Annotated in this window: 24 protein-coding genes; 19 read left to right on the top strand and 5 right to left on the bottom strand. The window is 73.8% G+C overall.

The features are described from left to right. Positions 1-49: 49 nt before the first annotated feature. The 12 genes from tsaB to ACFIF2_RS09380 all read left to right on the top strand — a co-directional run bounded on the left by tsaB (position 50) and on the right by ACFIF2_RS09380 (position 13,739). A complete protein-coding gene (tsaB, locus tag ACFIF2_RS09325) occupies positions 50-703 on the top strand; it encodes a tRNA (adenosine(37)-N6)-threonylcarbamoyltransferase complex dimerization subunit type 1 TsaB (RefSeq protein ID WP_395572051.1) in 654 nt (217 codons plus the stop codon). A gap of 44 nt (positions 704-747) precedes the next feature. Beyond that, positions 748-1,233, top strand: coding sequence for a ribosomal protein S18-alanine N-acetyltransferase (gene rimI, locus ACFIF2_RS09330; protein ID WP_395572209.1), 486 nt, complete (start codon positions 748-750; stop codon positions 1,231-1,233). Then, positions 1,226-2,335, top strand: coding sequence for a tRNA (adenosine(37)-N6)-threonylcarbamoyltransferase complex transferase subunit TsaD (gene tsaD / locus ACFIF2_RS09335; protein ID WP_395572052.1), 1,110 nt, complete (start codon positions 1,226-1,228; stop codon positions 2,333-2,335). The genes rimI and tsaD overlap by 8 nt, the downstream gene beginning before the upstream one ends. Beyond that, positions 2,332-2,586, top strand: a complete 255-nt coding sequence (locus tag ACFIF2_RS09340; RefSeq protein ID WP_395572053.1) for a hypothetical protein — start codon at positions 2,332-2,334, stop codon at positions 2,584-2,586. The genes tsaD and ACFIF2_RS09340 overlap by 4 nt, the downstream gene beginning before the upstream one ends. 107 nt (positions 2,587-2,693) lie before the next feature. Further along, positions 2,694-3,089 (top strand): CU044_2847 family protein, encoded by a 396-nt coding sequence (locus ACFIF2_RS09345; RefSeq protein ID WP_395572054.1) that lies wholly within the window; start codon positions 2,694-2,696, stop codon positions 3,087-3,089. Positions 3,090-3,092: 3 nt separating this feature from the next. Further along, positions 3,093-5,237, top strand: a complete 2,145-nt coding sequence (locus ACFIF2_RS09350; protein WP_395572055.1) for a trypsin-like peptidase domain-containing protein — start codon at positions 3,093-3,095, stop codon at positions 5,235-5,237. Then, positions 5,234-6,184, top strand: a complete 951-nt coding sequence (locus tag ACFIF2_RS09355) for an AAA family ATPase (protein ID WP_395572056.1) — start codon at positions 5,234-5,236, stop codon at positions 6,182-6,184. The genes ACFIF2_RS09350 and ACFIF2_RS09355 overlap by 4 nt, the downstream gene beginning before the upstream one ends. 2 nt (positions 6,185-6,186) lie before the next feature. After that, positions 6,187-9,528 (top strand): SAV_2336 N-terminal domain-related protein, encoded by a 3,342-nt coding sequence (locus tag ACFIF2_RS09360; RefSeq protein WP_395572057.1) that lies wholly within the window; start codon positions 6,187-6,189, stop codon positions 9,526-9,528. Between the two features lie 115 nt (positions 9,529-9,643). Then, the gene (locus ACFIF2_RS09365) at positions 9,644-10,696 is read left to right on the top strand and encodes a LacI family DNA-binding transcriptional regulator (protein ID WP_395572058.1); all 1,053 of its coding nucleotides are present in this window, start codon (positions 9,644-9,646) and stop codon (positions 10,694-10,696) included. Between the two features lie 200 nt (positions 10,697-10,896). Next, positions 10,897-11,925 (top strand): LCP family protein, encoded by a 1,029-nt coding sequence (locus tag ACFIF2_RS09370; protein ID WP_395572059.1) that lies wholly within the window; start codon positions 10,897-10,899, stop codon positions 11,923-11,925. Positions 11,926-12,059: 134 nt separating this feature from the next. After that, positions 12,060-12,416 (top strand): YciI family protein, encoded by a 357-nt coding sequence (locus ACFIF2_RS09375; protein WP_395572060.1) that lies wholly within the window; start codon positions 12,060-12,062, stop codon positions 12,414-12,416. Between the two features lie 69 nt (positions 12,417-12,485). Continuing rightward, positions 12,486-13,739 carry an RNA polymerase sigma factor gene (locus tag ACFIF2_RS09380; RefSeq protein ID WP_395572061.1) on the top strand — a complete coding sequence of 418 codons (1,254 nt, stop codon included), beginning with the start codon at positions 12,486-12,488 and terminating at the stop codon, positions 13,737-13,739. Positions 13,740-13,948: 209 nt separating this feature from the next. Here the strand turns inward: ACFIF2_RS09380 and ACFIF2_RS09385 are convergent, their stop codons facing one another. Next, positions 13,949-15,175 (bottom strand): methyltransferase domain-containing protein, encoded by a 1,227-nt coding sequence (locus tag ACFIF2_RS09385; protein ID WP_395572062.1) that lies wholly within the window; start codon positions 15,173-15,175, stop codon positions 13,949-13,951. Positions 15,176-15,265: 90 nt separating this feature from the next. On the opposite strand from ACFIF2_RS09385, the gene ACFIF2_RS09390 reads away from it, so the two are divergent. From ACFIF2_RS09390 to groL, 4 genes are all read left to right on the top strand, one after another. Further along, positions 15,266-16,207 (top strand): polysaccharide deacetylase family protein, encoded by a 942-nt coding sequence (locus ACFIF2_RS09390; RefSeq protein WP_395572063.1) that lies wholly within the window; start codon positions 15,266-15,268, stop codon positions 16,205-16,207. Next, positions 16,204-16,923, top strand: a complete 720-nt coding sequence (locus tag ACFIF2_RS09395; protein WP_395572064.1) for a polysaccharide deacetylase family protein — start codon at positions 16,204-16,206, stop codon at positions 16,921-16,923. Before ACFIF2_RS09390 ends, ACFIF2_RS09395 begins: the two co-directional genes overlap by 4 nt. A gap of 286 nt (positions 16,924-17,209) precedes the next feature. Then, positions 17,210-17,518 (top strand): co-chaperone GroES, encoded by a 309-nt coding sequence (gene groES / locus ACFIF2_RS09400; RefSeq protein ID WP_014178834.1) that lies wholly within the window; start codon positions 17,210-17,212, stop codon positions 17,516-17,518. A gap of 118 nt (positions 17,519-17,636) precedes the next feature. Beyond that, positions 17,637-19,262, top strand: a complete 1,626-nt coding sequence (groL, locus tag ACFIF2_RS09405; RefSeq protein WP_395572065.1) for a chaperonin GroEL — start codon at positions 17,637-17,639, stop codon at positions 19,260-19,262. Between the two features lie 102 nt (positions 19,263-19,364). On the opposite strand, the gene ACFIF2_RS09410 is transcribed toward groL, so the two are convergent. From ACFIF2_RS09410 to ACFIF2_RS09420, 3 genes are all read right to left on the bottom strand, one after another. Continuing rightward, positions 19,365-20,702 carry a hypothetical protein gene (locus tag ACFIF2_RS09410; RefSeq protein WP_395572066.1) on the bottom strand — a complete coding sequence of 446 codons (1,338 nt, stop codon included), beginning with the start codon at positions 20,700-20,702 and terminating at the stop codon, positions 19,365-19,367. Positions 20,703-20,847: 145 nt separating this feature from the next. After that, a complete protein-coding gene (locus ACFIF2_RS09415) occupies positions 20,848-21,621 on the bottom strand; it encodes an SDR family NAD(P)-dependent oxidoreductase (RefSeq protein WP_395572067.1) in 774 nt (257 codons plus the stop codon). A 96-nt stretch (positions 21,622-21,717) separates the two neighbouring features. Beyond that, entirely contained in the window at positions 21,718-22,386 is a 669-nt protein-coding gene (locus ACFIF2_RS09420) for an MOSC domain-containing protein (protein ID WP_395572068.1), read from the bottom strand. Positions 22,387-22,467: 81 nt separating this feature from the next. On the opposite strand from ACFIF2_RS09420, the gene ACFIF2_RS09425 reads away from it, so the two are divergent. Beyond that, entirely contained in the window at positions 22,468-23,379 is a 912-nt protein-coding gene (locus tag ACFIF2_RS09425; protein WP_395572069.1) for a LysR family transcriptional regulator, read from the top strand. Positions 23,380-23,443: 64 nt separating this feature from the next. On the opposite strand, the gene ACFIF2_RS09430 is transcribed toward ACFIF2_RS09425, so the two are convergent. Continuing rightward, on the bottom strand, positions 23,444-23,776 hold the full coding sequence (locus ACFIF2_RS09430) for a WhiB family transcriptional regulator (protein WP_395572070.1): 333 nt from the start codon (positions 23,774-23,776) through the stop codon (positions 23,444-23,446). A gap of 381 nt (positions 23,777-24,157) precedes the next feature. Between ACFIF2_RS09430 and ACFIF2_RS09435 the strand changes: the two genes are divergently transcribed. Next, positions 24,158-24,769: a response regulator transcription factor gene (locus ACFIF2_RS09435; protein WP_003948568.1), complete on the top strand. Its 612-nt coding sequence runs from the start codon at positions 24,158-24,160 to the stop codon at positions 24,767-24,769. A gap of 280 nt (positions 24,770-25,049) precedes the next feature. Beyond that, the gene (locus ACFIF2_RS09440; protein ID WP_019329587.1) at positions 25,050-25,637 is read left to right on the top strand and encodes a sigma-70 family RNA polymerase sigma factor; all 588 of its coding nucleotides are present in this window, start codon (positions 25,050-25,052) and stop codon (positions 25,635-25,637) included. The last annotated feature ends 113 nt before the right edge of the window (positions 25,638-25,750 follow it).

Here is a 25,750-nt window from a genome sequence, read left to right on the forward strand (position 1 = left end):
CGCCGACCGGGCGTCCGACACGGGCGTCCGGGCGCCGTAGGCTGTTTGCGTGCTCTTGCTCGCTCTGGATACCGCCACGCCCGCCGTGACCGTCGCGCTGCACGACGGTACGGACGTCATCGCCTCGTCGAGCCAGGTGGACGCACGCCGGCACGGTGAGCTGCTGCTGCCCGCCGTCGACCGGGTGCTCACCGAGGCCGGCCTGCGGCTCGACGCCGTCACCGGCATCGTCGCCGGGACCGGTCCCGGCCCGTACACGGGGCTGCGCGTCGGCCTGATGACCGCGGACGCCTTCGGACTCGCCCTCGGCGTGCCCGTGCACGGCGTGTGCACGCTGGACGGCCTCGCCTACGCGACCGACCTGGAGGGCCCCTTCGTGGTGGCGACCGACGCCCGCCGCAAGGAGGTCTACTGGGCCCGCTACGCCGACTCCCGCACCCGCCTCACCGACCCGGCCGTCGACCGCCCCGCCGACATCGCCGGGCAGGTGGCCGGACTTCCGGCGGTGGGCGCGGGCGCGCTGCTGTACCCGGACACCTTCCCGAAGGCCCACGAACCCGAGCACGTGTCCGCCGCCGCCCTGGCGTCCCTGGCCGCCGAGAGGCTCGCGGCGGGCGAGGAACTGCCCGCGCCCCGGCCGCTGTACCTGCGCCGGCCCGACGCCCAGGTGCCCAAGAACTACAAGGTGGTCACCCCCAAGTGACCGAGTCAGCCACCACCGGGTCCCCCACCGCCGTACTGCGCGAGATGCGCTGGTGGGACATCGACCCCGTGCTCCGCATGGAGCGGGAGCTGTTCCCGGAGGACGCCTGGTCGCGCGGCATGTTCTGGTCCGAGCTGGCCCACGCGCGCGGCCCCGGGGCCACCCGTCGCTACGTCGTCGCCGAGGAGGACGGCCGGGTCGTCGGCTACGCGGGCCTGGTCACCTCCGGCGAGCAGGCCGACGTGCAGACCATCGCCGTCGCCCGCGACCACTGGGGCACCGGCCTCGGCGCCCGGCTGCTGACCGAACTGCTGCGGGCGGCGACCGCCTTCGAGTGCACCGAGGTGCTGCTGGAGTGCCGGGTGGACAACACCCGCGCCCAGCGCCTGTACGAGCGCTTCGGCTTCGAGCCCATCGGCTTCAGGCGCGGCTACTACCAGCCGGGGAACGTGGACGCCCTGGTGATGCGCCTGACCGACCCTTCCACCCCCGTACCGGGAACCGAGCGAGGAACCGACAACCATGCCTGACGAACCTCTGGTCCTGGGGATCGAGACCTCCTGCGACGAGACCGGCGTCGGTGTCGTCCGGGGCACCACCCTGCTGGCCGACGCCGTCGCGTCCAGCGTCGACGAGCACGCCCGCTTCGGCGGCGTCGTCCCCGAGGTGGCGAGCCGCGCCCACCTGGAGGCGATGGTCCCCACCATCGACCGCGCCCTGAAGGAGGCCGGCGTCAGCGCCCGCGACCTCGACGGCATCGCGGTCACCGCCGGTCCCGGCCTCGCCGGCGCCCTGCTGGTCGGCGTCTCGGCGGCGAAGGCGTACGCCTACGCCCTCGGCAAGCCCCTCTACGGCGTCAACCACCTCGCCTCGCACATCTGCGTCGACCAGCTGGAGCACGGCCCGCTCCCCGAGCCGACGATGGCCCTGCTGGTCTCCGGCGGCCACTCCTCCCTCCTGCTGTCCTCGGACATCACCTCCGACGTCCGCCCGATGGGCGCCACCATCGACGACGCGGCCGGCGAGGCCTTCGACAAGATCGCCCGCGTGCTGAACCTGGGCTTCCCCGGCGGCCCGGTCATCGATCGGTACGCGCGCGAGGGCGACCCGAACGCGATCGCCTTCCCGCGCGGCCTGACCGGCCCGCGCGACCCGGCGTACGACTTCTCCTTCTCCGGGCTGAAGACGGCCGTGGCCCGCTGGATCGAGGCGAAGCGGGCGGCGGGGGAGGAGGTGCCGGTGCGGGACGTGTCGGCCTCCTTCCAGGAGGCGGTGGTGGACGTGCTCACCCGCAAGGCGGTGCGGGCCTGCAAGGACCAGGGTGTCGACCACCTGATGATCGGCGGCGGCGTGGCCGCCAACTCCCGGCTGCGGGCCCTGGCCCTGGAGCGCTGCGAGGCGGCCGGCATCCGGCTGCGCGTGCCCCGCCCCAAGCTGTGCACGGACAACGGCGCGATGGTGGCCGCGCTCGGCGCCGAGATGGTCGCCCGGAACCGGGCCGCCTCCGACTGGGACCTGTCCGCCGACTCCTCGCTGCCGGTGACCGACCCGCACGTGCCGGGCCACGGGCACGGTCACGGGCACTCGCACGACCACGTGCACGAGGTCAGCAAGGAGAACCTGTACTCGTGACCGTCGCGCTGATGTGGGAGGCGCGGGCCGTGCCCGGCCGGGGCGGGGACCTGCTCGCCTGGGCGCGGGCCCAGCGGCTCGACGCCGAACCGCTGCGCCGGGAGGTCCTGCGGGCGCCGCAGGACCGGGTCCTCGTCATCACCTGGTGGGACGCCGCCTACGACGCCGACCTGCCGGAACTTCCCGAACCGGACGCCGGTCTGGTCACCCGGGCGGTGCACCGGTGGCGGTTCGAGTCGGTCGGTGACTGAGTTCGGGGACTGAGTTCGAGGAGTGATCCGATGCGTAATGCATCGATCAGGTAACCGAGTTGACCGAGATCGCGGACGAAGTGACGCTCGGCGAGGACAATATGGGCGTGTCCACTACACCTGACCTCGAACTCGACGACGGCACTCCGGTCCGGTTCCTGCTGGGACCCGCCGACGGCACCGTCCCGGTCCCGGCCGACGACGACCTGCCGGAGGGCATGGGCCGCGCGGTGCCCGTGGCCCGGGGCACGGGCACCGTCGCCCGCTTCGCGGCCGGGGCCCTGCGCGGCGCGCTCAGCCCGCTGGGGCCGCTGATCCAGGAGGTCCACGACGCGGCCACCGCCGTACCCGACCCGCCCACCGAACTGAGCGTCACCTTCGGTGTCCAGGTCGGCCAGGACCTCAAGCTCGGCGTCGTGGGCGGCACGGGCCAGGCCCACCTCACCGTCACCGCGAGCTGGCGACCGGCCCGCGAACCCGGCGCGACGACCGCCGGGGAGTGACGCGTGGGCTGGTTCGGGACCGCGGGGGACGGTGCCGACGACCCCTCCCGGTACGTGGTGTCCGTAAGGGCTGATGACGGCAAGACCGTAGGGGCGGGCTTCGTGCTCGGCGCCGACACCGTGCTGACCTGCGCCCACGTGGTCAACGCGGCCCTGGGCAGGCCCCTGCTGGAGCCCCGGACGCCCGGCCCGGGCGAGATCGTCGTCAAGGTCCAGGGCGACACGACCGCGCCCGGCGGGTACTACGCCCGCGTGGCCCACTGGATCGCCCCGCGCTCCCACGAAGGCGGGCCGGTGAAGCCGGGTGACGACGAGTGGCTCGGCGACCTCGCCGTGCTGCGGGTCGACGGCCCGCCCGGCGGACTGCCCGCCGGCCCCCGGCCGGCCGCCATGACGGCGGGCCAGGAGGTGGAGGCCTGGCACGGCACCGGCAGGGCGGCCAGCTTCGCCCGCCTCACCGTGCACGGCCCGGACGGCCCCCGGGCCTACCTGGACGGCGCCGCCACCGGCATGGCCGTGGGCCCCGGCTACAGCGGCGGCCCGCTGTGGTGCCGGAGGGAGCAGGCCGTGGTCGGGCTGGTCGTCGCCCACTTCATGCCGCCCCGGAGCGCGGCCACCGGCGCCCCGCTCCCGTACAGCCCTCAGCACCTGGCGCGGCGCAGCTGGGGCGTGCCCTGGCAGCGCGTCGAGGCCGAACTGGGCCCGCTCGGCGTGCTGGACGGCGCGGCGGCCCCGCTGCCCGACCCGGACGACCCCGCGTTCCTGCTGCTGGTGGAGGCGGTCGAGGACATCTTCCCCTCGGCGAGCGGGCGGGTGACGGGCGCCCAGCGGCTCGCCCGCGCCTGCGGCGTCAAGCCCGGCAGCGACGTCACCCCGCCCACGCCCGAGGAGTTCGCCGCGTTCCTCCTCACCCACCCGCGGGCCCTCGCCGCGCTGTCCTGGAACCTGCGCCGCGACGCCCCCCGGGACGCCGACCGGGTCCTGGCCGCGGGCGGCCTGTCCCGCACCCCCCGGCTGCTGTCACCGCAGGAGCACACCGCCCTGCGCGGGCACCTGCGCTCGATGGAACCGGACGTGCTCGCCCGGTTCCCCGAGGCGGTCCGCGCCGCCCTGCCGCACCTGGCGGCACTGCCCGGCGGCGACACCGCTCAGGCGCTCCTCGACCACCTGGAGGCGCTGCCCGGCGACGGCCGCGCCGGCAGCGGGGAGCGCAGGGTCCCGGCGCTGCTGCGGGTGATGGAGTACGTCGGTGCCCTGTGCCCCGGTGCCAGACGCGCCGAGCTGCGGCTGTGGGCGGACGGCGTGGCCGCCCGGCTCGGCATCACCCGGGCCGCGCTCGGCGAACGCCGCGCCGACGCCCAGGAGTGGGTGCGCTCCCTGCGCGCCCGCACGGCCCGCGTCCGCGTACTGGTCCAGGTGACCCGGGCCGGGCCGGGCAGTCACCGGCTGCGGATCTGGTGCGACGAGGGCGCCGGGCCGCGCCAGGTCTCCACGGACAGCGTGCGCTCGTACTCCGCGGCTCAGGCGGCGCGCGAGGTGCTGCGGGTGCTCGACTCCCTCACCCCGCCCGCCGAGGACGAACGGGCGCCCCTTGTCGAGGTGCTGGTCGACCGCTCCGGCCTCAACCTGCCCGTCGACGAGTGGACGGCACAGGACCCGGACGAGCTGGTGCCCGGAGTGCTCGGCGTGGAGTTCCCGCTCGTGGTGCACTGCCCCGAACTGCTCCGCCGCCACGGGCGTTTCCTGCCCCAGTGGCGCAGCCGCTGGAATCGCCTCGACTCCGGCGAGACCCTCATGGTCTCCGAGGCGATGGACCCGAACACCCTCTACTCCCGGCTCGTCAACCAACTCGACACCGTACGCGTCTGTGTGGACGTGCCGCCCGGTCCGCGCGACGGCATCGTGCAGACCTGCCTCGCCCTGGGAATCCCGGTGGTGGTGTGGGACCGCGGCCGGGACGGCGCCGCGCACGCCGTCCGGTACATGGCCCAGGTCGCCACCCGGGAACTGCCCGACGAGGTGCGTGACTACCGAGCCCACGCCAACGCCAGCCCGCCCCGCTTCCCCGGCCGCCCGGTACTCGCCTGGGCCGACGCCGACCGCACCGTGCCCCGTCTGCACCTGACCGAGCCCCAGGAGAGCGCATGACATCCGCAGCCGACGCCGAGTGGCGCCTGTTCCGCGGCGACGGCGTCCCCCGGCCCGTCGCCCTGCCCTCGGCACCGCCCTGGCGGCGCTTCGTGCCGGCCCGGTCGATGCGGCCGGAACTGCCCTACGTGATCGCTCCCCAGCACGCCGACGTCGTCAACGCGGCGCTGCACCTGCGCCGCCCGCTGCTGGTCACCGGGCCGGCCGGCACCGGCAAGTCCTCGCTCGCCCGGGCCGTCGCCCACGAACTGGGCCTGGGCGAGCTGCTGCGCTGGCCCGTCAACAGCCGCTCCACGGTGAAGGACGCCCTCTACCAGTACGACGCGATCGGCCGCCTGCGCGAGACCACCCTCAGCCGGGACCGCGGCGAACGCGAACCGTCCATCGGCACCTTCGTCCGGCTCGGCCCGCTCGGCACCGCGCTGGTGCCCTCCGCCAGCCCGCGCTGCCTGCTCATCGACGAGATGGACAAGGGCGACGTCGATCTGCCGAACGACCTGCTGACCGTCTTCGAGGAGGGCTTCTTCGACATCCCGGAACTGACCCGGCTGCCGGAGGACCTGGCCGACATCGACGTGCAGACCCACGACCACCGGGGCACCGTCCGCGTGCACCAGGGGCTGGTGCAGTGCGCCGAGTTCCCGGTGGTCGTCATCACCAGCAACGGCGAGCGCGACTTCCCGCCCGCGTTCCTGCGCCGCTGCCTCCGGCTCGACCTGCCGCTGCCCGACGAGGAGCGGCTGCGCACCATCGTCGCCGCGCACCTCGGTGAGGAGGCGATGGGCGAGGCGGACGATCTGATCGCGGCGTTCCTGCACCGCCGCGCCCTCGGCGAACTCGCCACCGACCAGCTGCTCAACGCGGTGTTCCTGCGCATCGGCGGCGTCGACCTGGACGCGGAGGGGCTGCTGGACGCCGTCCTGCACCAGCTCACCGGGGCGATGTGACCATGCCGGCCGGGGGAGAGCGGCTCGCCGAGGTGCTGCGGCTGCTCGGCGCCTGCCACGTGGACCTGGACGCCGACCAGGTCCTCGACGTGCTCTGGCTGGCCCGGCGGCTGCCCGCCGGCGCCGAGGCACCCCTCCACCGGCAGGCGTCCGCCCGGCCCCGGCAGTCCCCGCCGTCCGACGGCCCGGAGACGGAGGACCGGCCCGTACCGCGGCAGGCCCCGCCCGAACCCGGCGACCCGGAACTGCCCGACCTCACCAGCCCCACCACCCTGCACGCGGCGGTCCGCGACGTCCCGGAACCGCCGCCCCGGTTCGCGTCCACCGCTCCGGAACCCCGGCGGGCCCTGCCGGTACGGGTCCCGCAGGAGAAGGCGCTCGGCAACGAGCTGGAACTCGGGCGGTCGCTCAGACCGTTGCGCCGCCGCCTCGACAGCCGCCACCGCACCGAGATCGACGAGGACCGCACGGCCGCCGAACTCGCCGAGACCCACGTGCCCGACGTGGTGGAACGGCCGGTACGCGAACGCTGGCTCAATCTCACCCTGCTCGTCGACGACGGCCTGTCGATGTTGCTCTGGCACCGCCTCGGCACCGAACTGCGCGCCCTGCTGGAACGCCTGGGGGCCTTCGCCCTCACCCGGGTCCTCGGCCTCGACACCCGAGCCACGGGCCGACCGCGCCTGCACGCCCGGCCGTTCCGCCCCGGCAGCGCCGAACTGCCGCTGAGCACCGTCAACGACCCCTCCGGACGCTCCCTGCTGCTCGTCGTCAGCGACGGCATGGGCCCGGCCTGGCGCTCCGGCACGATGCACGCGCTGCTGGCGGAGCGGGCGGCCCGCGGTCCCGTCGCCGTCCTGCACACCCTGCCCCCGGACATGTGGGAGGCCTCCGGCATCTCCGCCGAGCGCTGGCAGGCCACCACCCGGCGGGTCGGCGGGGCCAACGCCTCGTGGAAGATCGCCGACCCGGTGCTGCCGCCCGAGCTGAGCCGGTTCGGCGACATCCCGGTCCCCGTCCTCGAACCCACCGCCGACTCCCTCGGCGTCTGGGCACGCCTGCTCGCCTCCCCGGGCACCACCGTCGAACTCCCGCTGCTGGCCCGCCCCGACCGGCACGCGACCGTCGCCCCCGCGCGGGACCTGAGCAGCGCCCAGCACTTCCGGGACGCGGCCACCCCGGAGGCGTACCGCCTGGCCGCCCACCTCGCGGCGGTCGCCCCGCTGTCGGTGCCCGTGATGCGGCTGGTGCAGACCGCGGTGCCCTGGCAGGCCACCACCTCCCACCTGGCCGAAGTGTTCCTCGGCGGCCTGGTCCGGCCGCACCCGGCGCCCGTGGCGGGCCCGCTGCCCGCCAAGCACCGGGTCTTCGACTTCTCCGACGCCTCCAAGGCCGTCCTGCTGGACGCGGTCCCCCAGGCCGAGCTGCTGCGTACCGGCCGCCGCATCGGACGCCGCCTGGAGGAACTCGCCGGGAACTCGCCGGACTTCCCGGCCTGGCTGCTGCATCCGGACGGCTCCGACACCCTGCCCGGCTCCCAGCAGCCGTTCACCCGCGTCGAGCGCCGGCTGCTCGCCCGGTTCGGGGTGTCGCTCGGCGGCGCCCGCCCCGGCGACGGCCCCGCCCCCGCCCCAGGTCCGCTGGGACCCGCCCCCGGCGCCGACGACTGGGAGCCGCTCACCGAGGACGACCCGCGCCGCATCGGGGGGTACGAGCTGCGCGGCCGCCGGCGCGGGCGCCGAACGGTCGTCTACCGGGGCGTCGACGCCGGGGGCCGGGAGGCCGTGCTGCGGGTGCCGCGTCCGGACCTGCCCGCCGTCAACGCCGGACTCGTCGAGGTCGAGGCCGAGGCGCTGAAACGCCTCCAGGGCCAGTACGCGCCCCTGCTGCTCGCGGCGGGGCTCCAGGACTCGCCGCCCTGGCTCGCCATGACCCCGGTCGCGGACGCCCGCGCGCCCGACGCCCAGCCCCTGAGGCTCGCGGAGATCTTCACCCGGGCCCTCACCGACGGCACCGCGCCCTTCGACATCCTGCAAGGGCTGGTCGTCTCCTGCTACCTCGCCAACGCGGTCGCCCTCTGCCACGTCAACGGCCTCGTGCCCGCCACCCTGGACGCCGAGAGCGTGTACGTGCTGCGCCGCAGCGTGGTCCTGGGCGACCTGTCGGACTGCGCCGTCGACGGCAGGTACCTGGGGGCGGGCGCGGCACCCACCCGCGAGGACAACGTGCGGGCCCTGGGGGAGCTGCTCCAGGTCATCAGCAGCAAGGCCGGCTGGGACCTGCCGGGGCTGCCCGAGGGCATGCACCTGTGGCAGGGCGACACCTGGGACCAGTTGCGGCGGCTCGTGACGCGCTGCGTGGACCCGGAGCCCTCCGTGCGGCCCACCGCCGGCGAGGTCGCCGAGGTCCTGGCCCGGTACGTGGCCCGCACCCGCCTCCAACTCGGCGAGGCCGGGACGCGCGGGGCGCGGGGCGGCCGGGCCGCGCGCGTGCCGCTCACCCCGCCCGCCACGGACACCGGGGTGCCACGCCCGGCGCTGCGGCTGCCGCGCTTCGGCGCCGCCCGCAAGGAAGCCCACCAGCGGCTGGAACGGCTGAAGGCACCCCTGCCGCACAGCATGCGCCTCACCCTGGTCGGCGCCTACCACTACAGCGGACGCGCCACGACCACGATGCTGCTCGGCTCCGTCCTGGCCGCCGTACGCGGCGAACCGGTCCTGGCCCTCGACGGCTCCGCCTCCGAAGGGTCCCTGGACGCCTTCCTCACCGACCGCAACCCGGCCGTCGTACGGGACCTCGGCCTCCTGTCGCCCACAGCGCCCTACGAGGAGATCCGCGCCCGCACGACCCTGCTGCCGTCCGGCCTGGAGGTCGTCGCCCACCGCAGCGGCCACTTCAGCCCCAACCCGGCCCACCAGCAGGAGTACGTGCACGTGCTGTCGCAGACGGCGCGCCACTACTCCTTCGTCCTCACCGACTGGTCTCCGCTGCGGCTCGACCGGTCGGCCGATGTCGTCCTGGACCACACCGACCGGCTGATCCTGTGCTGCGGCACCGCGGACTGGTTCCTGGACGCGGCCGCTCGCATGCTCGACCTGGTCCGGGGAAGCGGCCGCGAGGAACTGGCGCGGCGGGCCCTGGTCGTCGCCACGGACCTCGACGGGCCCTCGGGCCGGAGACGGCCGGACACGTTCGCGCGGCGGCTGCGCGTAGAGCCCGGGCAGGTGGTGCACGTGCCCTTCGACGCGGCCCTGCAGGCCCCCGACTGGGAGCTGCACGGTCTGCGGCCGACCACGATGCGGGCGATCCTCGAGCTGGCCGACCTGGCGACGCGGGGGGACTGACTCCAGAGGACTCGATCGTTTTGCTCGAATGTTTCGCTCCATGCACCGAAAATTCGAAGGGCCTCGGTGCTCGGAGGGCTTCGTCAAGAGCGCCCGCAGGGATACGATCGCCGCCATGACATCTCCGCAGCCCGCTGGAACCCGGACGCAGAGGCGCCCCGCGCAGACCGCGACCCTCGCCGAGATCGCGCGCGAGGCCGGCGTGTCGGCGCCGACTGTTTCGAAGGTCCTCAACGGCCGCGCCGACGTCGCCCCCGCGACCCGTGCCCGGGTGGAGGAACTGCTGCGCGGCCACGGCTACCGGCGCAGGCGCGCCGAGTCGACCCGCTCGCCCCTGATCGACCTCGTCTTCCACGAACTGGAGAGCGCCTGGGCGATGGAGGTCATCCGGGGCGTGGAGAACGTGGCGCGGGACGCCGGGCTCAGCGTCGTGCTCTCCGAGAGCGCGGGCCGCCTGACCCCCGGCCGGACCTGGGCCGACCAGGTCGCCGCCCGCCGTCCGCACGGCGTGGTCCTCGTGCTGTCCGGCCTCGACGAGTCCCAGCGGGCGCTGCTCACCAGCCGCTCCATCCCGTTCGTGGTGATGGACCCGGCCGGCGACCCCGGCGCCGACGTGCCGTCCATCGGCGCCACCAACTGGCAGGGCGGACTCGCCGCCACCCGGCACCTGGTCGACCTCGGGCACACCCGCATCGGCGCGATCAGCGGGCCCACCCGCATGATGTGCAGCCGCGCCCGCGTCGACGGCTACCGCGCCGCCCTGGAGACCGCCGGGCTGCCGGTCGATCCCGGCCTCATCGTCACCGGGGACTTCCACCACGAGGCCGGCTACCGGCAGGGCCTGGAGCTGCTGCGCCGCCCGGACCGGCCGACCGCCGTCTTCGCCGGCAACGACCTCCAGGCGCTCGGGCTGTACGAGGCCGCGCGCGAACTGGGGCTGCGCATCCCGCAGGACCTGAGCGTGGTCGGGTTCGACGACCTGCCGGTGGCCCGCTGGGTCGGGCCGCCGCTGACGACCGTACGGCAGCCGCTCACGGAGATGGCCGAGGCGGCGGCCCGGCTGGTCCTGGACCTCGGGCGGGACGACGGTTCGGCGTCGGCGACCCGGGTGGAGCTGGCCACCAGCCTGGAGGTGCGCAGCAGCACGGGGGCGCCCGCGGCGGTGTGAGCCGCCCGGGTCCTGGCGGAGCCCGTCCTCGAATCCCGGTCCTGATCCCCTCCGAAACATTCGACACCCGCCGAAGTCTGAGAATTTCCACAGAATGTCGGCCCCGGAGGGTCCGCCCGCAACAATTCGGACTTACGTTCCTTCCGATGGGGCATTCGCGTGGGGACGCGAACGGGACCGGCACGGGCGGGGGCGGACGCATGGCTGCGCGGGAGGGGCGGAGCGGGCGCTCCAGGGGGCTCAGGGCGGCCGGTCTCGCCCTGGTGGGCGCCCTGTTGCTCGGCGCCGCGGCGGCGGGCTGGGCCTACTGGCACCTGAACGGCAACATCAGAAGCGTCGACATCGACGGGGCGCTCGGCGACGACCGCCCCGCCCGGCCGGTCGCCGCCCCCTCCGCCTCGCCCTCCGGGGCGCCGGTCCCCACCGGTGCCCTGAACGTCCTGGTGCTCGGCTCCGACTCGCGCGGCGGTGAGGAGAACCGGGAACTCGGCGGCGGCGACAGCGAGGGCGCCCGCTCGGACACGGCGATGGTGGTCCACCTCGACGCGGGCCGGAGCACCGCCACCGTGGTCAGCATCCCGCGCGACACCCTCGTCACCCGCCCGTCCTGCCCGCTGCCCTCCGGCGGTGAGAGCCGGGAGGCGAGCGCCGCGATGTTCAACACCGCCTACGCCCTGGGCGGGCCGGTCTGCGCGGTCAAGACCGTCGAGTCGATGACCGGCGTCCGCATGGACCACTACATCGAGATCGACTTCTCCGGCTTCGCCAAGCTGGTCGACGCGCTCGGCGGTGTCACGGTCACCACCGACGTGGACATCGACGACGACAAGAGCCACCTGCGCCTGGACGCCGGCACCCACCACCTCGACGGCACCGAGGCCCTGGGCCTGGCCCGCACCCGGTACGGCCTGGAGGGCGGCAGCGACCTCGCCCGCATCGAGCTCCAGCAGAAGCTGGTCAAGGCGCTGCTGGAGCAGATCTCCGCCACCGACCTGCTCACCGACCCCCCGCGCCTCTACCAGGTCGCCGACGCGGTCACCGGCAGCCTCACCACCGACACCGGCCTGGACTCGTTGGGCGAGCTGATGAGCCTCGGCCGCAGCCTCGGCGGCCTGTCGGCGGACGACGTGCGCACGGTGACGATGCCCGTCCGGCCGGCGCCCTGGGACGCCAACCGGGTGGTGGCCCGCGAGCCGGAGGCCGCCGACCTGTGGGAGTCGCTGCGCTGAGGAGGGCCCGGGAGCGGCCGGGAGAAAGTCCCGACAGGAATTCCGGGGCGCCTGTCGATCCGGGCCCCGCCCGTTCGACGCAGGGGTGAGAGGCCGGGAAGGACCCGGCCGCCGACCCGCCCCGAGGAGCCACCATGCCCCGCTACCTGTCGCTGATCCGGATCGAGGAGAACGACGACTTCGCCGGCGGCCCCAGCCCCGAGCTGGTGCAGCGGATGGAGAAGCTGATGGAGGAGATGACGAAGGCCGGTGTCCTGCTCGACACCGCCGGGCTGACCCCCACCGCCCAGGGCACCCGCGTCCACTACGAGGGCGGACAGCTCTCCGTGACGGACGGCCCCTTCACCGAATCCAAGGAGGTCATCGGCGGCTACTCGCTGCTCCAGGCCAAGGACAAGGCCGAGGCGATCGAGTGGACCAAGCGCTTCCTGAAGGCGCACGAGGAGTACTGGACGGTGACCTGCGAGGTGCGGGAGCTGATGGAGGGCTGAGGAGCGGGACCTGCCGGAAGGCTGAGTTCCGTTGTGCCGGGCGGGCCCGGGGGTGTTGCATGGTGGGCTGTGGAACCGCAGCCCACCGAGGCCCTCGAGACCGTCTTCCGGCTGGAGTCGCCCCGCGTCATCGCCGGCGTCGCCCGCCTCGTCCGGGACGTCGGCATCGCCGAGGAACTCACGCAGGACGCCTTGGTCGCCGCCCTGGAGCAGTGGCCCCGGGACGGTGTGCCGGACAACCCGGGCGCCTGGCTCATGGCCACCGCCCGGCGCCGCGCCGTCGACCTGATCCGGCGGCGCGAGACCTACGCCCGCAAGCTCGCGGAGATCGGCCGCGACCTGCCCGCCGCGGCACCGCCCCCCGAGGAGCCCGCCGGCCCGGACGACATCGACGACGACCTGCTGCGCCTCGTCTTCACCGCCTGCCACCCCGTGCTGTCCGCCGAGGCCCGCATCGCCCTCACCCTGCGCCTGCTCGGCGGCCTGACCACGCCCGAGATCGCCCGCGCCTTCCTCGTCCCGGAGCCGACGGTCGCCCAGCGCATCGTCCGCGCCAAGCGCACCCTGGCGCGGAAGAACATCGCCTTCGAGGTGCCCTACGGCCCCGACCGCGCGGCCCGCCTCGGCTCGGTCCTGGAGGTCATCTACCTGATCTTCAACGAGGGGTACGCGGCCACCGCCGGCGACGACTGGCTCCGCCCCGCCCTGTGCGAGGACGCCCTGCGCCTGGCCCGTGTGCTCAGTGCCCTGATGCCCAAGGAGCCCGAGGTCCACGGCCTGACCGCCCTGCTGGAGTTCCAGGCGTCCCGCACCGCCGCCCGCACCGGTGCCGACGGCGCGCCGGTCCTCCTCAGGGACCAGAACCGCCGCCGCTGGAACCGCCTGCTCATCGCCCGCGGCGTCACCGCCCTCGACCACGCCCACGCCTGCGCCGGCTCGGGCGCTCCCGGCCCCTACGTCCTCCAGGCCGCGATCGCCGCCTGCCACGCGATGGCGTACACGTACGAGGAGACCGACTGGCCGCGCATCGTCACGCTCTACGGCCTGCTCGCGGCCCGCGCCCCGTCCCCGGTCGTCGAACTGAACCGCGCGGTCGCCGTGTCCATGGCCGAGGGCCCGGCCCCCGCGCTCGCCCTCGTCGACGCCCTCGCCGCCGAACCCGCCCTGCGCGGCTACCACCTGCTCCCCAGCGTCCGCGGCGACCTCCTGCGCCGCCTGGGCCGTACGACCGAGGCCCGCGAGGAGTTCGAACGCGCGGCGTCGCTCACGGCCAACGAGCGCGAACGCGCCTTGCTGACCCGCCGGGCGGAGGAGTGCCGCTAGGGCCTGTCTGACAATTCCCGCCTGCCTCGCGACGCCATGCACGCTCCCCCAGAGGGGGCACCCCCACTCGCCGCACCGGGCGCAGAGCCGAGTACATCCAGTACGAGGCTCTACGCCCGGCACGCCGAGAGCACGCACCTGACGCCGCGAGGCCGCCCTCCGGGCGACGACGCGAATTGTCAGACAGGCCCTAGGGCCGTCGGGTGCGGTCAGGGCCTGCCGGCCGGGTGCCCGATCAGCATCGTCGGTGCCCCCGCGACCCGGGTCATGAACACCGTCGCCGCGTTCGGCCCCTGGGGCTTGACCTTCCGCCGCAGCTCCTCCGGCTCCACCGCCGAGCCCCGCTTCTTCACCGTCAGCGTGCCGACCCCGCGCTCCCGCAGCAGCGCCTTCAGCTTCTTGACGTTGAAGGGCATCCGGTCGGTGATCTCGTACGCCGTGGCGTACGGCGTCGGCAGCAGCTCGTCCGCGGTGACGTACGCGATGGTGGCGTCCAGCAGCCCGCCGCCGACCTGTTCGGCCACCTCGGCGACCAGATGGGCGCGGATGACGGCGCCGTCCGGTTCGTACAGGTAGCGGCCGGGCGTGCGGACCTCCGGGTCGGGCAGGCCGGTGCCGGGCAGGGTGCGGGGCCCCGGCAGCAGCGTGGCGCGCACCGCGCCCGGCGTGACCGCCTCCCGCGCGACCGCCTCCCGTGCCACCGCCTCCCGCGCGCCGCCGAACCACAGCACCGCCTCCTTCACGTCCCCGCCGTCCGAGATCCACTCGGCCTCGGCGTCGTCCGGCACCGCCTCGTGCGGGATGCCGGGCGCCACCTTCAGCGCGGCGGCACGGGACCCCGTACGCGCCGCCCCGACGGCCCAGGACAGCGGCGGCGAGTACGCCTCGGGGTCGAAGATCCGGCCCCGCCCGCCCCGCCGCGCCGGATCGACGAACACGGCGTCGTACGCACCCGTGTCCACCTCCGTCACATCCGCCTCGCGCACCTCGATCAGCTCGGCCAGCCCCAGCGCCCCGGCGTTGGCGCGGGCCGCCGCGGCGGTCGCCGGGTCGCGGTCCACGGCGAGCACCCGGATCCCGGCCCGGGCCAGCGCGATCGCGTCGCCGCCGATCCCGCAGCACAGGTCGGCCACGGAGGTCACGCCCAGGGCCTTGAACCGCCGGGCCCGGTACGCGGCCACGCTCGCCCGCGTCGACTGCTCGACCCCGGCGGGCGTGAAGAACATCCGCCCGGCGTCCTCGGCCCCGAACTTCGCCACCGCCCGCTGCCGCAGCCGCGCCTGCCCGAGCGCCGCCGACACCAGCTCGGCGGGATGCGTGCGCCGCAACCGGGTCGCGACGGCCAGTTCCCGCGCGGGATCGGTGTCGCGCACCTCGTCGAGGAGGGCGCGGCCGGCGGGGGTGAGCAGGGCGAGGAGGGCGTCGAGGTCGTTCACCGGGACATTGTGGGCCAGTCGGTGGATGGTGCGCCTCCGGCGCGGTGTCGGGCACGGTCCGGCCGGGCGGGGCTGCGAGGATCCGGCACCATGCGAGCAGTCGTACAAAATGACAAAAGCCGGGTGTCCAGGGCATTCCGGCCGTCCTCCCCGAGGCTCCGGACGCGCGGCGGTGTCGCCGTGCTCGCCGTCGCCGCCCTCGCCTCCGGCTGTGCGCAGGACGCCTCCGGGACGCGGGGCGCGTCCGGCGGGGAGCCCCTGCAAGCACCCCCGGCCCGCGCGCTCGACGCCTACGCCGGCAAGCTCCGCGCGGCCCAGGCCGCCCGGGTCGCCGCCGCCGAGCGCTGGAAGCTGGAGAAGGTCCCGCTGACCGCGCCGCCGCCCCCGGCGAAGAAGCCGGAGATCAAGGCCCGCGAGGGCTTCGAGGTGAGGGGCCAGGAGAACCTCCCGCCGGTCTTCACCTCGATCCCCACCGAGAAGAAGATCGTCTTCCTCACCATCGACGACGGCGCCGAGAAGGACCCGGCGTTCCTGCGGATGATGAGCGAACTGAAGGTCCCGTACACCGCCTTCCTCAGCGACTACCTGGTCAAGGAGGACTACGGCTACTTCGAGAAGATGCGGGACCGCGGCGTCACCCTCAACAACCACACCCTGAACCACCCCTACCTGCCCGCCCTGTCCTACCGCGAGCAGAAGCGCGAGATCTGCGGCATGCAGGACGTGATCGAGGAGCGCTACGGCAAGCGCCCCGCCCTCTTCCGCCCGCCCTACGGCAACTACAACCGCGACACCCTGCGCGCGGCCAAGGCCTGCGGCATCCGGTACGTCCCGATCTGGAACGAGGAGGTCTTCGCCGACCACTGGGACTACCGCGAGTGGGACCGGAAGATCCACCCCGGGGACATCGTCCTCACCCACTTCCGGGGCGCGGACGACTGGGGCGGCACCATGCGCGACATGGTCCGCGCCTTCCTCGACAAGGTCACCGCCGAGGGATACGCCGTGGCCCGGCTGGAGGACTACCTGTGAGGCGCGGGCGGTTCCGGCCGGCCAGTGCCGCCCTGGCCGCCGTCCTGCTCACCGGCTGCGCCCAGTTCACCGACCCCGCGCGGCCCCCGGCGGCCGGGGAGCCGGCCCAGGGCAGCGACCGGGGCCAGAGCCTGCCGCCCGTCGTCGACCACGTCCGCACCACCGACCGGGTCGTCTTCCTCACCTTCGACGACAGCGCCGAGCGCGACCCGTCCCTCACCGGGCTGATCCGCGCACGGCGGCTGCCCGTCACCCTGTTCCTCACCGACACCGTCGCCGGACCGGCGTACGGCCACTTCGCCCGGCTGCGCTCGGTCGGGGCGAGCCTCCAGAACCACACCCTGGACCACCGCTCCCTGCGCGGCCTGCCCTACGCGGGCCAGCGGGCCGAGATCTGCGGCCAGCAGACCAAGCTCAGGTCCCGCTTCGGCGTCCGCCCCCACCTCTTCCGCCCGCCCTACGGCACTCACGACACCGTGACCCTGCGCGCCGCCGCCGACTGCGGCATCGCGGCGGTCGTCCTGTGGCGGGCGGCCGTGAACGCCGACGGCGACCTCACCTACACCCGGGGCGACCACCGCCTGCACCCCGGCGACATCGTCGCCGTCGACCCGGACCACCCCACGGGTCAGGGCCTGAGCGCCCGCACGGCACGCCTGCTGGAGACGATCGAGGAGCAGGGGCTGAGGGTGGGCCGCCTGGAGGACTACCTCTGAGGACTGCCTCTGACCCCCTCGACGCCGGGCGAGGTTCCCACCCGTCCCCCACCCGCGCGGGGTGCGACACGGCCCGGCGTTCACCCCGAAACTCCGCCGACGCGCCGCGGGCATTGGCACTCCGCTTGACCGAGTGCTAATCGCGGTCATAGTCTCGGGTCTGGCACTCCCCCCTGGAGAGTGCCAACACAGCGACGGGCAGGTCCGGCACCCGCGACGACGGATCGACCTGGTCGCCACCTCAGACAGTTAACCCCGTGAGATCTCCGAAGGGGGAGGTCGGATCGTGACGACCGCCAGCTCCAAGGTTGCCATCAAGCCGCTCGAGGACCGCATCGTGGTCCAGCCGCTCGACGCCGAGCAGACCACGGCTTCGGGCCTGGTCATTCCGGACACCGCCAAGGAGAAGCCCCAGGAGGGCGTCGTCCTGGCCGTGGGCCCGGGCCGCTTCGAGGACGGCAACCGTCTTCCGCTCGACGTCAGCGTCGGCGACGTCGTGCTCTACAGCAAGTACGGCGGCACCGAGGTGAAGTACAACGGCGAGGAGTACCTCGTCCTCTCGGCCCGCGACGTGCTCGCGATCATCGAGAAGTAGTTCACCCGAAGTACCCAGCTTTTCCACTGCGCCCCTGGCCCCCGCGACCGTTAAGAAGCCGGGCGTCCGGGGCGCAGTGCCGTATAACCCCAAGATTTCCGAGAGGGCTCACGCTCCCATGGCGAAGATCCTGAAGTTCGACGAGGACGCCCGTCGCGCCCTCGAGCGCGGCGTCAACAAGCTCGCCGACACGGTGAAGGTGACGATCGGCCCCAAGGGCCGCAACGTCGTCATCGACAAGAAGTTCGGCGCCCCGACCATCACCAACGACGGCGTCACCATCGCCCGTGAGGTGGAGATCGAGGACCCGTACGAGAACCTCGGCGCCCAGCTGGTGAAGGAGGTGGCGACCAAGACCAACGACATCGCGGGTGACGGTACGACCACCGCCACCGTGCTGGCCCAGGCCCTGGTCCGCGAGGGTCTGAAGAACGTCGCCGCCGGTGCCTCCCCGGCGCTGCTGAAGAAGGGCATCGACGCGGCCGTCGCCGCCGTGTCCGAGGAACTCCTCGCCACCGCGCGCCCGATCGACGAGAAGTCCGACATCGCCGCCGTCGCCGGTCTGTCCGCCCAGGACAGCCAGGTCGGCGAGCTGATCGCCGAGGCGATGGACAAGGTCGGCAAGGACGGTGTCATCACCGTCGAGGAGTCCAACACCTTCGGTCTGGAGCTGGACTTCACCGAGGGCATGGCCTTCGACAAGGGTTACCTGTCGCCGTACTTCGTGACGGACCAGGAGCGCATGGAGGCCGTCCTCGAGGACCCCTACATCCTCATCAACCAGGGCAAGATCTCCTCCATCGCGGACCTGCTGCCGCTGCTGGAGAAGGTCATCCAGGCGGGCGCCTCCAAGCCGCTGCTGATCATCGCCGAGGACGTCGAGGGCGAGGCCCTGTCGACCCTGGTCGTCAACAAGATCCGCGGCACCTTCAACGCGGTGGCCGTCAAGGCCCCGGGCTTCGGCGACCGCCGCAAGGCGATGCTCCAGGACATGGCCGTCCTCACCGGCGCCACCGTCATCTCCGAGGAGGTCGGCCTCAAGCTCGACCAGGTCGGCCTGGAGGTGCTCGGCACCGCCCGTCGCATCACCGTCACCAAGGACGACACCACGATCGTCGACGGTGCCGGCAAGCGCGACGAGGTCGAGGGCCGCATCGCCCAGATCAAGGCCGAGATCGAGAACACGGACTCCGACTGGGACCGCGAGAAGCTCCAGGAGCGCCTCGCCAAGCTGGCCGGCGGCGTGTGCGTGATCAAGGTCGGCGCCGCCACCGAGGTGGAGCTGAAGGAGCGCAAGCACCGTCTGGAGGACGCCATCTCCGCGACCCGCGCCGCGGTCGAGGAGGGCATCGTCTCCGGTGGTGGCTCCGCGCTGGTCCACGCCGTCAAGGTCCTCGAGGGCAACCTCGGCAAGACCGGCGACGAGGCCACCGGTGTCGCGGTCGTCCGCAAGGCCGCCGTCGAGCCGCTGCGCTGGATCGCCGAGAACGCCGGCCTGGAGGGTTACGTCATCACCTCCAAGGTCGCCGAGCTGGACAAGGGCCAGGGCTTCAACGCCGCCACCGGCGAGTACGGCGACCTGGTCAAGGCCGGCGTCATCGACCCGGTGAAGGTCACCCGCTCCGCCCTGGAGAACGCGGCCTCCATCGCCTCCCTCCTCCTGACGACCGAGACCCTGGTCGTCGAGAAGAAGGAAGAGGAAGAGCCGGCCGCCGCGGGCCACGGCCACGGCCACTCGCACTGAGCGCGGCACTGAGCTGAGCTGAGCAAGCAGAACGGTGCCCAGCGCCCCCACGGGGGGTGCTGGGCACCGCGCGTTCCCGCGTCCCGTGTCACCGAGGAGCCGTCACAGCAACCCGCTCAGCGGCAGGACCCGCTCGCCGAGCCGCCCCCGCAGCCGGCCCCCGGCGGTGTCGGCCTCCGCGAGCCAGTCGGCGGCGACCAGAGGTCCGGCGTGCCCGGCGACGTCCTCGGGCCGCAGTCCGCAGAACGAGGCGACCGCGCCGAGATCGAGACCGTCGTCCCCGGCGCCTTCGCCCCGCTCGCCGAGACCCCCGTCGGGACGGCTGTGGGCGGCGGTGTACACCGCGAGGAGCCGGGTGGCGGCGCCCGCCTTCTTCTTCCGCAGCTTCCGGTCGCCCACCACCCGCTGCGCCCACCCCGACAGCCGTGCGCGGGTGACCTTGCCGAAGGAGAGCGGACGGCGCTCGGCGGGCAGCAGCGAGGGGACGGTGACCTGGGTGGGTTCCTCGGGCCGTGAGTCCAGCGCGTCGGCGACGGTGACCTCGTCCGGCAGCAACAGCCAGCCGACGTCGACGAGTTCCTGGAGCACCCGCTCGGCATCGCCCTGCAACCAGCCGCCGAGGTCCTGCCCGGTGACGTTCCCCGTGCCGGCGCGCGCGGCCCGCAGGGCGAGCATGAGCACCGCGAGCCGCGCCTCGGCCCCGGGGAGCGGGGCGTGGACCCGGACGTACTCCAGCACGCCACGGGCGTGCGCGCCCTGACCCCGGGTCAGCAACCGCTGGACCACCGGTCCTTCCCCGTCCACCGTGAGGCCGAGGCGGTTGGCGTTCATCTCGCGGGTGGTCCGCGCGGCCGCCGCCGCCCGGTCCGCTTCCTCCCGCAGGGACGCGTCGCCGGTGGCGGCCGCCCACGCGGTGAAGGCGCGGGCCTTGCGGTCGTGGAGTCCGGCGAGGAGGGCGAGGTCGGGTTCGGGCCGCCGCTGGTACGCCCGGAACGCGTCCCCGAGTTCGGTCAGCTCCAGGCGCAGTACCTCGGGCTGGAGGTCGTCCGGCACGATCCGCTGCGCGATCTTCGCCGACCGCCTCTTCGCACGCCGGTCCGGCGCTTCGGGCCGTGCGGCGGTACGGGCCCGGGGCAGCGGCGCGGAGGGGGCACCCGGGGCGGAGCCACCGGCCGACGGTGAGCCCGAGGGAGAAGGGGAGGGGGACGGGGGTGAGGAGGGACGGAGGTCGGAGAACATCACCGCCGCACTGCCGCCCACCACCCCCGGAACCGCCCCGACGGCGACCGCCCGCCGCGTACCGCCTTCTGCCGCTCCGTCCTCCGCCACCCCGTCCTCCGCGACCCCGTCCTCCGCGACGCCGTCCCCAGGCCCCTCCGTACGCCCCCTCCTGATGCCGTCGACGAACAGTCCGTCCCGGCCACCCGTGCCCGCACTCACCCGATGCCGCCCTCTCCCTCACCGGCCTGCGACCTCCCGCCCGCCGCGGGCGCAGCCACCTGACGCTACGTCACACCGCACCCGGCCAGGGGCCGGACCGGGATGGATCACACGTTCGGGTGACGACCGGGCCTCGCCTGCCCCCTTACCGCGGCCCGTACTTGCGCCCCGTCCGCGACGTGAGGCCGCCCAGCATCCCCCGGGGCACCAGCTTCGCCGCGCCCATCAGGGCCTTGTAGCGCGGGTCGGGAATGGACACGGACTTCCCCCGCGCCAGGTCGTCCAGCGCCGCCGCGACCAGTTTGTCGGCGTCCAGCCACATCCAGTTCGGGATGTTGTCCGTGCCCATCCCGGCCCGCTCGTGGAACTCCGTGCGCACGAAGCCGGGGCACAGGGCCATCAGCCGCACCCCGCTGCCGGCCAGGTCCTTCGCGACGCCCTGGGTGAACTGCACGACCCACGCCTTGGAGGCGCCGTAGGTGCCGCGCGGGACGAAGGCCGCGACCGAGGCCACGTTGACCACGCCCCCGCGGCCCCGCTCGCGCATCGCCTCCGTCGCCGCCGAGGTCAGCCGGAGCACCGCCTCGCAGTGCACCTTGAGCATCGTCAGCTCGTCGGCCATGGAGACCTCGAGGAAACGGCCCTTGTTGCCGAAGCCGGCGTTGTTGACCAGCAGGTCGACGGGGCGTCTGCGCTCACCCAGCCGGGCGGCCACCGCGTCGATGCCGGCGTCCGTCGCCAGGTCGGCCGTCAGCACCTCCGCCTCGATGCCGTGCCGGTCGTGCAGTTCGGTCGCCTGCTCGCGCAGCCGCTTGGTGTCGCGGGCGACCAGCACCAGGTCGTGTCCGTCGGCCGCCAGCCGACGCGCGAACGCGGCGCCGATGCCCGCGGTCGATCCCGTAATCAATGCCGTTGTCATGGCGCAAGGTTATGGGCCTGGACCGGGCGCGTCCGCTTCGCTCACCGGCAGCGCGAAGCGTGGAGGTCCAGCGGGGCGGGCACCGGTGAGGCCGGGTCAGGCGCCGTGCGCCCCCACGTACTTGCGGGCCGCCGCCAGCGACTCCGGGTGCAGGGCCTCGCCCGCCGCGAGCAGCCGGGGCAGCAGCTCCCGCTCCGTCGTCGCCGCCCGGAACTGCAGGGCCACCGTCACCTCGTGGCCGGGCCGGTGGACGATCTCGACCGCGTCGCCCGCCCGGATCGCCCCGGGCTCGATCACCCGCAGGTACGCGCCCGGCGCGCCCTTCTCCGTGAAGCGCCGCACCCACCGCCGCTCACCCAGATGGCCCTGGAAGGTACGACAGGGAATGCGGCCGCAGGTGACCTCCAGCACCAGGTCCGGGCCGACCCGCCAGCGCTCGCCGATCCGGGCGCCCGAGACGTCCACGCCCGTGGTGGTGAGGTTCTCGCCGAAGGAGCCGTTCGGCAGCCGGCGGCCCAGCTCGCGCTCCCAGTCGTCCATGTCCTCGCGCGCCATCGCGTAGACCGCCTGGTCGTCACCGCCGTGGTGCCGGGTGTCGCACACCGTGTCGCCGGCCAGTCCGCTCGCCCCGACGCCCTTCGGCCCCGGCGCGCTCACGCGGACCGTCCCGTCGGCCGGCCGCTTGTCGATGCCGGTGACGCCCTCGGGATGGTCCGTGTACGGCACGGCCGTCGCGCGGCCCAGATTGACAGACAGAAGCTTCATGGCGGAACGGTAGGACAGCCCTCATCAAAGCGGCGACGCATTATTCGGCGTTCGGTCAAAGGGTCGCTTATCCTCAGAGGCGTGATCGAGGCTCGTCATCTCCGTGTGCTGCGCGCCGTGGCGTCGACCGGTTCCTTCTCCGCCGCCGGCCGGGAGCTGGGCTGCACCCAGCCCGCCGTCAGCCAGCAGATGAAGGCCCTGGAGACCTCCGTCGGCACCCCGCTGCTCGTGCGCACCGGCCGCGAGATGCGGCTGACCCAGGCCGGTGAGGCGCTGGTGCGGCACGCCGCCGGCATCATCGCCGGGCTGACGGCCGCCGAGGAGGAGGTCGCCGCCATCGCCGGGCTGCGCGCCGGACGGGTCCGCCTGGTCTCCTTCCCCAGCGGCAGCTCCACCCTCGTGCCGACCGCCCTGGCCGCGCTGCGCGCCGCGCACCCCGGCACCCGCGTGTTCCTGGAGGAGGCCGAGCCGCCGAAGTCCGTGGAGCTGCTGCGCGAGGGCGACTGCGACGTGGCGCTCGCCTTCCGCTACGAGGACGCGTCCGGCGCGGAGGAGTGGGACGACCTGGTCGTACGGCCGCTGCTGACCGACCGCCTGGTGGCGCTGGTCCCCGAGGGGCACCGGCTCGCGCACGCGGAGTCCGTCGCCATCGGCGAGCTGGCCCGGGAGCCGTGGATCGCCGGCTGCCCGCGCTGCCGGGGCCAGCTGGTCGAGGTCTGCGAGGGCGCCGGCTTCACGCCCCGCATCGACTTCGCGACCGACGACTACCCGGCCGTCGTCGGTCTGGTCGGCGCGGGTCTGGGCGTGGCCGTCCTGCCCCAGCTCGCCGTCGAGTCCGTACGGCCCCGGGGGGTGCGCACGGTGACGCTGGAGCCGGCGGTGCGGCGGGAGATCGTCGCGCTCACCCTGCCCGACCTGGCCCAGGTGCCGGCGGTGACGGCGACGCTGGACGAGCTGGCCGGGGCGGGGTCCCGCCAGTCGGCGGCGCGCTGAGGGCCGGGCGCGGCTCGGCGCCCGTGCCCAAGAGAAACGTTCCTTCAGTCGGTGATGCCTTCAGTCAGTGATGTGCGGCCGCCTCCCCGCCGGCCGGTGCCGTCGCCGCCATCAGGCGGTTGCGGGCTCTTCCCATGAGTTCCTCGCGCTCGTCCTCGGTCAGCCCGCCCCACACGCCGTACGGCTCACGCACCGCCAGCGCGTGCGCCGCGCACTCGGCGCGGACCGGGCACCTCATGCAGACCTCCTTGGCCGAGTTCTCACGAGCACTCCGCGCCGCCCCGCGTTCGCCCTCCGGATGGAAGAAGAGCGAGCTGTCCACCCCGCGGCACGCAGCCAGGAGCTGCCAGTCCCACAGGTCCGCGTTCGGTCCTGGAAGGCGGGAGAAATCTGCCATTGCGTGACCCCTTGCAGCCGATCTGGGTGGATACGGTGCCCACGACCGTACAACTACGATCTAAGGAGATGAAAATATGACTCATTGCGAATCTAGTCGCAGACACCAGCGAAGCGGAAGAAAAGCGGCTAAATGGGGCATCGGTTGTGATGAAACGGCGCGGGTCCCACGCGCATGTCTGCTGCGTGGCCGCCCCCTCACGTAGAGTGCCGAAGACGACACACAGCCCCGTAACTCTTTCGAGTGACCGTCGTTGAGAGTGCGGAGGCGGTTGAAGGAACAAGTGCTCGGGCGGGCGTCCGGGACGGTCGACCGCACAGGTGACGATTTCGTACCAGCCTGGAGGCTCAACGTGACGCGCATCAGCTGCGGAGGACGGCCATGACTTCCGTCCTCGTCTGCGACGACTCCCCGCTTGCCCGAGAGGCGCTCCGCCGCGCGGTCGCGACCGTGCCCGGCGTCGAGCGCGTGACGACGGCCGCCAACGGCGAGGAAGTCCTCCGCCGCTGGGGTGCCGACCGCTCGGACCTGATTCTGATGGACGTGCGCATGCCCGGCCTGGGCGGCGTCGAGACCGTCCGGCGGCTGCTGTCCGCCGACCCCGGCGCGCGCATCATCATGCTCACCGTCGCCGAGGACCTGGACGGCGTGGCCCTCGCGGTCGCCGCCGGTGCCCGCGGCTACCTGCACAAGGACGCCTCGCGCGCCGAACTGCGCGCCACGGTCACGCAGGCCCTCGCCGACCCGACCTGGCGGCTCGCCCCGCGCCGGCTGCGCTCGGCCGAGATGGGCGCCGCGCCCACCCTCACCGCGCGTGAGATCCAGGTCCTGGAAGGCATGAGCCACGGCCGCTCCAACGCGGAGATCGGCCGCGAGCTGTTCCTCTCCGAGGACACCGTCAAGACCCACGCCCGGCGGCTCTTCAAGAAGCTCGGCGCCTCGGACCGGGCACACGCGGTGGCGCTCGGCTTCCGGTGGGGCCTGGTCCGCTAGGAGCACCCCGTGCGGTCGAGACCCGAGGGGTCCGTCGGGGGCGCGGCGATCCCCGCTTATCGCGAGGTGGGCGGGGGTGACAAGGCGACCCGCCGAGTGCCCGCTGCTCGTTTCGCCGCGGATGACGCATCCTTGAGGTGTGGAGTTCCTCGGGGACGAGTCGGTCGAGCGGGAGGGGAGGGCGCAGGGGATGAGTTCCGGCGCACCTGCTCATAACGCTTCGGTGCACAACAACGGGCGCGACGCCACGGATCGGACGGCCGCAAGGCACCATGGACCGATGCGTGACGACGAGGCGGCCCCCGACCAAGGGACGGTCGGTGGGCTCGTACACCGCGCCGTCGACGGGGACGAGCAGGCCACGCACGACCTGCTCGCCCATGTCCACCCCTTGGCGCTGCGCTACTGCCGTACGCGTCTGTCCCGCCTGCCCGGCGACGCCCGGCACTTCGTCGAGGACCTCGCCCAGGAGGTCTGCGTCGCGGTGCTGCTCGCGCTGCCCCGCTACAAGGACACCGGGCGCCCCTTCGAGGCGTTCGTCTTCGCCATCGCCGCCCACAAGGTCGCCGACCTCCAGCGCGCGGCGATGCGGCACCCCGGTTCGACGGCCGTCCCGTCCGACGAGATGCCCGAGCGGCCGGACGACTCCCTCGGTCCGGAGGAGCGCGCGCTGCTCAACAGCGACGCCGCCTGGGCCAAGAAACTGCTGGCCAACCTGCCGGAGAACCAGCGGGAGCTGCTCCTGCTGCGCATCGCCGTCGGGCTCACGGCCGAGGAGACGGGACAGATGTTGGGAATGTCACCCGGAGCCGTGCGGGTCGCCCAGCACCGGGCGCTGAGCCGGCTGCGGGCCCTGGCGGAGCAGTAGCTCCCGAGGTGAACGGGCGGTGGCCGGTGCCCGTAGGAAGCTACGAACGCCGAACGGGTTCTTGATCGTGGAATGAGCCACCTCCGCTTCCCGTTAGCATGGACATCCGCACC

The organism is Streptomyces sp. BK79 (assembly GCF_044142145.1).
Taxonomy (GTDB): domain Bacteria; phylum Actinomycetota; class Actinomycetes; order Streptomycetales; family Streptomycetaceae; genus Streptomyces.